Genomic DNA, 7,139 nt, shown 5'->3' on the forward strand with positions numbered 1-7,139 from the left:
GCCTGCCTCGCCGCCGAGCATTGGCGGCGAGGTCAGTCTCATCAATCGAGGCGACGAATGCGGCCGAGCTTCGGCGGCGGCACGGGCTGCGCAGCGAGGTAGTCGATCAGCACGTCGCGATCGATGCCGAACTCGACTCGCTCGGTGCCTTCCAGCAGCACCCGGAAACCGTCGCCGCCATTGGCCAGGAAGGCATTGACGTTGACCCGGTAGCGGCCAGTCGGCGACAGCGGCTTGCCGCGCAGGCGGATGCTGGCCGGATCGATGCGCGCACCAAGCGGCGCGCTCGCTTTCCACGCGTACTCGAAACCCTGGGACGGCAGCAGGATCGCGTAGCGGCCATCGGCGCGCCATTGCTGTTCGAGCAGCGCGTCGATCTGCGCGCCGCTCAGGGTCATCGTCATCAGCGCACCGCCGAACGGCTGCACCGTGTAGACCTGTCCATAAGTGACCGTACCGGTCGCATCGAGCGGCGCCAGCTCGGCACGCACGCCACCGGGGTTCATCAGCGCGAGATCGGCGCGGCGATCGTCCTGTTTCGCAGCCGCGGCGAGCTGGGCATCGGCGATCACATAGCCGAGCGGCATTTCGCCAGCCGTGTCCTGCTGCCGTGACAGCGCGCTGGTGATGCGTCCGACTGGCTGCAGGCTGCGCTCGCGGGAACGGCGATCGAACTCGGCGACGATCGCTGCAACTTTCGGTTCCGGTGCCAGCGGCGGATAGCGATCAGGCCGCGCGTTCGCTGTGCTGTCGTTGACGATCGGCACATTGCGCGCGGCTGCACTCCGCACGTCGCCGGTATCGGCAGCGAGCTGGAGATCGATATCGGTCAGATAGCGGCCGGCCGAACCGGCGCTGGTCACCAGGATGGTGCGCGCAGGATCCGACGTCGGCAGCCGGCAGCGATAGACGCGATGGGTGTGGCCGCTGATCACCAGATCGATCGCCGGATCGAGCTTGGCGACGATGCCGGTGATCGCGCCGGCAAAACCGGGGCAGCTTTCGTCGTCGAGGTCCGCGCCCACCGGCGGTTCGCCGCCTTCGTGGATCAGCACCACGATCGCCCGCACGCCCTGCTTGGTGAGTGCCGCCGCTTCGCGATTGATTGTCTCGGCTTCGTCGAGAAAGCGCAGGCCGGCAATGCCGGTGCGGTTGACCAGTTCCGGCGTGCCTTCGAGCGTCAAACCGATGAAACCGATGCTCAGCGGCATGCGGCCGTCGACGAGGAAGGTCTTGATGCCGACCGCCGGCAGCAGCGGCACGCCGGTCTCGTCGACGACATTGGCGGCCATGTAACGGAAAGCGGCGCCCGGGAAGGGCCCGTTCACGCAGGTGTCCTCACCCGGCCTGCCATCCGGCGCGCAGCCGCCGCGCTGCATGCGCAGCAGCGCCGCACGGCCGCGGTCGAACTCGTGATTGCCGACGGCGCTGAATTCCAGGCCGATGTCGTTCATCACCGCGATCGCCGGCTCATCGTGAAACAGCGAGCTTTGCAGCGGGCTGGCGCTGATCAGGTCACCGGCAGCGACCACGACATTGCGCGGGTTCGCCGCCTTGAGCTGGGCGACCTCTGTCGAGATATAAGACGCACCGCCGAGCGGCACCGGAATGTCCGGCTGGCCGGCGCGGTCCGGCAGCAGGGTCGGATCGCGTGGCGGCAGCAGGTTGCCGTGAAAATCGTTCAGCGCGATCAGCTTCACCGCGATGGTCGGTGCGGGCTGGGCGGCCGCATCCGGCAGCGTTGCGGGCGACTGGCAGGCGGCCAGCAGCAGCGCCGCGCCGAGCTGGATCAGCTTGGCGCCCAACTTGGGCAATGAACGCGCGCTGGCGTATCGGTTCGGCATCGCATCGGTCTCGCAAGCAATGGACCAGAGCATGGCCGGCGCGGATGAAATCTGCCTGACGGCGAGTCTCCAGCCATGAGATTTCACGAAATTGTCATGAATTCATGGCGTTCCCCGCGCTGGAAACGGCATTAGACGGCTTGGGAGGCTGCGCGATAAACTCGGACCCACTCTCCTGGCACCGATCCTGCTCAGCGTAGCCACACTACGCCCCGCGGCGTGCCCATTCCGAATCAGGACTCAAGACAAGATGGCCAAGAAGCGTGTCCACGCAGAAGCCGACCTCGCACCGGTCGCCGAGATCAACATCACCCCGATGGTCGACGTGATGCTGGTGCTGCTGATCATTTTCATGGTCACCGCGCCGCTGATGATGTCGCAGCTGCCGGTGACGCTGCCGAAGGCCAGCTCGGCCCAGAGCGACAAGCCCAAGGAACCGACCGTGGTGTCGATCGATTCCAACGGCAACTACTTCATCGACGCCGGCGACGGCCTCGGCCCGCTGGCCACCGCGCCGGACGCGCTGCAGCCGCGGCTGATCGAACTGTCCCGCCAGGACCCGGACACCCTGGTATTCGTGCAGGGCGATTCGAAGATCGCCTACGGCCGCGTGGTCGATCTGATCGGCCTGGTCAGCCTGTCCGGCTTCAGCAAGGTCAGCCTGAAATCGAGCAAGGTCGATGGCGGCTTCGGTGGTGACGGCGCAGGACTGACGCCGGTTCCCTGATTCAGGGCGATCCGGCCATGCCGCGCAGCAATTTTTCGCTGTCAGCATCGGCCGGATAGAGCGTTTCCACTCTGAGATCTTCGGCGGTCAGATCGCGCGGCATGTCGAAGCGCGACAGCATCGCGAATAGCCGCAGATCCTGGCCGGCGATGCGGAAGTGGGTCGCCAGCACCGGTGACAGGCGCGCAGACACATCGATGTTGCGCGCCGCCGCCGCGATTCCCGGATAGGCCATCACCACCTCGCGCAGCCGCGCCGACGGCGGGTGATCGAGCGCTTCCTGCGACAGCCGCGCCAACAGCGCCGCGACCACTTCATCGGCGTTGACCACGAACGGCCGCAGGCCAGCCGGATGCAGGCTCATCTGGACCATGTTGCGCGGCCCGTCGCCGCAGACCGTCTGCCACAGCGCATCGGAGCTGGCGTGACCGGCGACCATGCTGACCATCGTGATCATTCGCTCGGTCGCCTCGTTGCTCATCACCAGATTCCAGGCGCGGTCGATGACCATCGCCGGAAACGGTTCGTGGTGGCGCAGCATTCGGGCCAATGCTTCGCGCACTGGCGTCATGTCTGCGGCTTCAATCGAGCGCTGCGGATAGATCGGCGCGAAGCCGGCGGCGATCAGCCAGTCGTTGCGATCGGCCAGCCCCAGGTCCAGCGCTTCGGCCAGCCGCAGCAGCATGGCCCGGCTTGGCTGCGACCGGCCGGACTCGAGAAAGCTCAGATGCCGTTGCGACAAGCCGGCCGACAGCGCCAGATCAAGCTGACTGCGGCGGCGAACAGTCCGCGTGCGGCGCAGCGTGTCACCGAAGCGGGAGGGGGCAGCGGACGTCGGATGGATCGCGTTCATAGCAGCGATTGTGGCGATGCGCCCACCTCAAAGCGATGACCTGCGAGGTAATTGCAGCGCCGCAGTCAGGCGCGGATTCTGCGCTCGCCGTCCAAGCCCACTCGTCCGGAGATTCGCCATGAACCTGCCCCGCCCCATCCTGTTCGCCATCCTGCTGCCGTTCTCGATCCTGTCCGCTTACGCGTTGAAGGAAGTCGGCTACTTCGGCATCTTCGCCAGCCACCTGCATCCCGCCGGCCTGCAGGTGCTGACCGATCTGGTCATCGCCCTGACCCTGGTCATGGTCTGGATGGCCGGCGATGCCCGCGCCCGCGGTGTCACCGTCTGGCCGTACATCGTCGCGACCTTGGCGCTGGGCTCGTTCGGCCCGCTGGCTTATCTGCTGCTGCGCGGCACCGCCAGCAGCCCGGCACTGGCGAAGAACTGGGCTTGATTGCCAAGCTCAACACCCACTGTCATTTCCGCGACGGCGGAGATCCAGTTCTCTGCAAACAGCGGTGCGCAGACTTCAGAACTGGATCCCCGCCTACGCGGGGATGACGTCGAAAGAAAGCGCCGTTCTTGCTTCAGAAGTTGTAACGCGCCGAAAACTGCAGCCGGCTCATGTCGCCCGACAGATTGCCGACCGTGTCGCGTCGCGCGTAGCGGTATTCGGCGCCGAAGGTGATCTTCGGGATCGGCGAATACAGCAGGTTCAAGGTGGCGCTGCGCACGTTGCGGGACACGCCGGGGCCGAAGATCGAGCCTTCGTCGATCTGTCCGGTGTTGGCGTGCAGGGCGGACAGCGCCAGGTTCGAGCGCCATTGTTCGTTCCACGGGTGGTGCCAGGCGACGAAGCCGTTGTAGACCTCGACGGTGCGCAGCTTGCCGTTGGCATCGACCACGGCATCACCGACCGTGTTCAGCGCCATGTAGCGGCCGAAGCCATCGCCGCCGCTGAAGGTGAAGCGCAGATCGTCCTGGCCCCAGAGCGGAATCTTGCCGGCGAAGCTCAGGCCGTAGCCCATCGAGGTGTCATTGCCACCGGCCACGGTGCCGCGATCGGTGACCTGGCGGACCACGCCGGACAATGTGTAGTCGCCCCAGGCCGCCGTCTTCAGCGTGTAGCGCCAGACCAGGTCCGGCAGCGTGTTGTCGTCGGTCACTGTGAAGGCATTGCCGCCGAGCGTGGCGACCGTCGATTCGCTGTTCTCCAGCGCGACGGCCAGCGGACCGTAGGTGTAGCGGATCATCGGCTGGCGCGAGAACACCGTGCCTTCGGATGGCCAGTTGACCAGATCGATGATGTCCGGCAGCGCCACCATGTTCTGCAGGGTTGACCAGTCCTGGCCGATGCGGAAGTTGTCGAAATCGAGATAGCCGAGGCGGAACGCCGGGTTGTAGGGATTGGTCACCGCTTCGTTCGGCGCACCGGCGATGCCCTGGCCGAGCTGGCCGCTGATGAAATCGAACTCGGCATTGATCGCCACCTTGTGGCCGTACATCAGGCCCGAGCCGCGCAGGTACAGCCGGGTTTCCTTGGCGTGCAGATCGGTATAGGTGCGGGCATTCTCGGCGCCGGTCGCGGCCACTGGAATCGAGTTCGGAATGTAGGCATCGCGGCCCAGGCTCTGGGGCACCGCGCCGTCGCTGTAGCGCGAGGTGATGAAGTCGGTCTTGATATAGCCGCCCCAGGCCAGCTTGAAGTCGCCGCCGTTGGCGACGGCTGCCGGTGTCGGTGCTGGTGCTGGTGCCGTCGCAGCAACGACTGGTGCAACAGGCGCAACAGCTGCCGGCGCGGCAACCTCTGCGGCCGGCTGCGCGGCCTTGGCGGAGAGTTGCTGTTCCAGCGCCTCGATGCGCCGCTTCAGATCCTGGATCACCGCGGCGGTGTCTTCATCCACCGGTGCTGCGAACGCGGGCAGCGTCGCCATGCCGAATCCGGCAGCGCACAGGGCGACGGCAAAGCGGCTGCGGGCAGGCATCATCTCCTCACTCCTCATCATCGTTCGTTGCCCGGACAGGTGATCCGGGAGCGGCATCGAAGGCCGCAGACGAAGAGTGGCGATCAGGAGCAGGCGCGGCCATTCACCTTAGGTCGTATCGCGACCAAGGTCGTAGGGTGTTGCAATGCGCGTACTGAATGCGCTGCCCGAGGCCGCCATGTATCGCCTGCTCATCGCCGATGACCACCCGCTGTTCCGCGCCGCACTGACCGCTGCCGTGGCCGATGCCGTGCCAGAAGCAATCGTCGAAGCCACCGCTTCGCTGATCGAACTGCTCGCCAAGCTCGATGCCCAGCCGGATTGCGACCTGGTGCTGCTCGATCTGCGGATGCCCGGCAGCAGCGGCTTTTCCTCGCTGATCCAGCTGCGCGGCCTGCGCCCGGATCTGCCGGTGGCGATCGTCTCCGGCGAGGAAAATCCGCTGGTGATCCGCCGCGCGATCGACTTCGGCGCCTGCGGCTATATCCCGAAATCGGCGTCGCTGGCGGTCATCGGCGAAGCCGTGCGAGCGATGCTCGATGGCAACGAATGGCTGCCGGAGGGCCTGGCCGATGGCGTCGATCAGGATGCCGCCGAACAGGCGCTGACCCGGCAGATCGCCACCCTGACACCGCAGCAGTTCAAGGTGCTGATGGCGCTCGCCGATGGGCGCCTGAACAAGCAGATCGGCTACGAGCTGAGCATCACCGAAGCGACCGTGAAAGCCCACGTCACCGCCGTGCTGCGCAAGCTGGGGCTGTATCGGCGGACGCAGGCGGCGCTGCTGGCGCGACGCCTGCTCGATGCCAGCGCCGGCAGCCTGACGCCACCGATGGACGAGCTTCAGTCCGACGTTGCCGACGAAGACTGAGCGTCGCCGTCGACTTCAACGACATCCGCACTCTGGATGCGGATCATCCGGCTCATCAAGGCCCGCAGTGCCGCCGGCTTCACCGGCTTCGGCAGCCGCGCGAGGCCGGCAGCGCTGGCGGCGTTGCGCGCGGCTTCGGTCGGATCAGCCGTCAGCACGATCGCCGGCACCGCCACGCCCCAGCGCTGGCGCAGCTCGGCCATCACCGCGATGCCGCTGGCGCCTTCGCCGAGGTGGAAATCGATCAGCGCCAGATCGGGCACTTCCGCATCCGGCCCGAAGCAGGCGTATGCCTCGGCGGCATTGCGCGCGACAATCACCCGGCAGCCCCAACGCGTCAGCAGCGCGCCGAGTGCATCGAGTGTCGACTGCTCGTTGTCGAGGCAGAACACCAGCCGGCCATGCAGGCGATCGGTCGAACGGGTCACCGGCGCCGGTCGCAGCGGCGCGATCGAACTGCGATCACCGAACGGCACCACGATCGAGAAACAGCTGCCGCGGCCGACCGTCGAGCGCAGCGCCAGCCGGTGATGCAGCAGCTTCGACAGCCGATCGGCGATCGATAGCCCCAGCCCCAGACCCTGATCGAAATCCTGTCCGGCTTCGAGCCGGCGGAACTCCTCGAAGATTTCCGGCTGACGCGCCGCCGGAATGCCCGGCCCGGTATCCCAGACGCCGATCTCGATGCCACCGGGCAAGCGCCGGCAGCCGAGCAGCACGCAGCCGCTGCGGGTGTAGCGCACGGCGTTGGACAGGAAGTTCTGCAGGATGCGACGCAGCAGCGAGGGATCGGTCTCGACGATCGCCGACGAGGCCACGTAGCGAAACTCCAGACCACGCGCCTGAGCCAGCGCCGAGAACTCGTTGGCCAGCGGCGCCA

7 protein-coding genes are annotated in these 7,139 nt (G+C 66.5%); 3 read left to right on the forward strand and 4 right to left on the reverse strand.

From position 1 onward, the window contains the following. Positions 1-41 precede the first annotated feature (41 nt). Complete coding sequence (locus QZY06_RS07410; protein ID WP_295682289.1) at positions 42-1,877, reverse strand: bifunctional metallophosphatase/5'-nucleotidase; 1,836 nt, start codon at positions 1,875-1,877, stop codon at positions 42-44. Between the two features lie 217 nt (positions 1,878-2,094). Between QZY06_RS07410 and QZY06_RS07415 the strand changes: the two genes are divergently transcribed. Further along, a complete protein-coding gene (locus tag QZY06_RS07415) occupies positions 2,095-2,571 on the forward strand; it encodes an ExbD/TolR family protein (protein ID WP_295682292.1) in 477 nt (158 codons plus the stop codon). 1 nt (position 2,572) lies between these two features. Here QZY06_RS07415 and QZY06_RS07420 read toward each other — a convergent pair whose 3' ends face one another. Beyond that, positions 2,573-3,424: a helix-turn-helix domain-containing protein gene (locus QZY06_RS07420; protein ID WP_295682294.1), complete on the reverse strand. Its 852-nt coding sequence runs from the start codon at positions 3,422-3,424 to the stop codon at positions 2,573-2,575. Positions 3,425-3,542: 118 nt separating this feature from the next. On the opposite strand from QZY06_RS07420, the gene QZY06_RS07425 reads away from it, so the two are divergent. Next, a complete protein-coding gene (locus QZY06_RS07425; protein WP_295682295.1) occupies positions 3,543-3,857 on the forward strand; it encodes a DUF2834 domain-containing protein in 315 nt (104 codons plus the stop codon). Between the two features lie 133 nt (positions 3,858-3,990). Here the strand turns inward: QZY06_RS07425 and QZY06_RS07430 are convergent, their stop codons facing one another. Then, entirely contained in the window at positions 3,991-5,388 is a 1,398-nt protein-coding gene (locus QZY06_RS07430; RefSeq protein WP_295682298.1) for a DcaP family trimeric outer membrane transporter, read from the reverse strand. Between the two features lie 145 nt (positions 5,389-5,533). On the opposite strand from QZY06_RS07430, the gene QZY06_RS07435 reads away from it, so the two are divergent. Then, positions 5,534-6,259 (forward strand): response regulator transcription factor, encoded by a 726-nt coding sequence (locus tag QZY06_RS07435; protein ID WP_295682302.1) that lies wholly within the window; start codon positions 5,534-5,536, stop codon positions 6,257-6,259. Here QZY06_RS07435 and QZY06_RS07440 read toward each other — a convergent pair. Beyond that, on the reverse strand, positions 6,232-7,139 hold a 908-nt coding region (locus QZY06_RS07440; protein WP_295682304.1), incomplete at its 5' end, for a hybrid sensor histidine kinase/response regulator. The two genes, QZY06_RS07435 and QZY06_RS07440, sit on opposite strands and share 28 nt — an antisense overlap.

It is taken from the genome of uncultured Nevskia sp., assembly GCF_903885465.1.
Taxonomy (GTDB): domain Bacteria; phylum Pseudomonadota; class Gammaproteobacteria; order Nevskiales; family Nevskiaceae; genus Nevskia.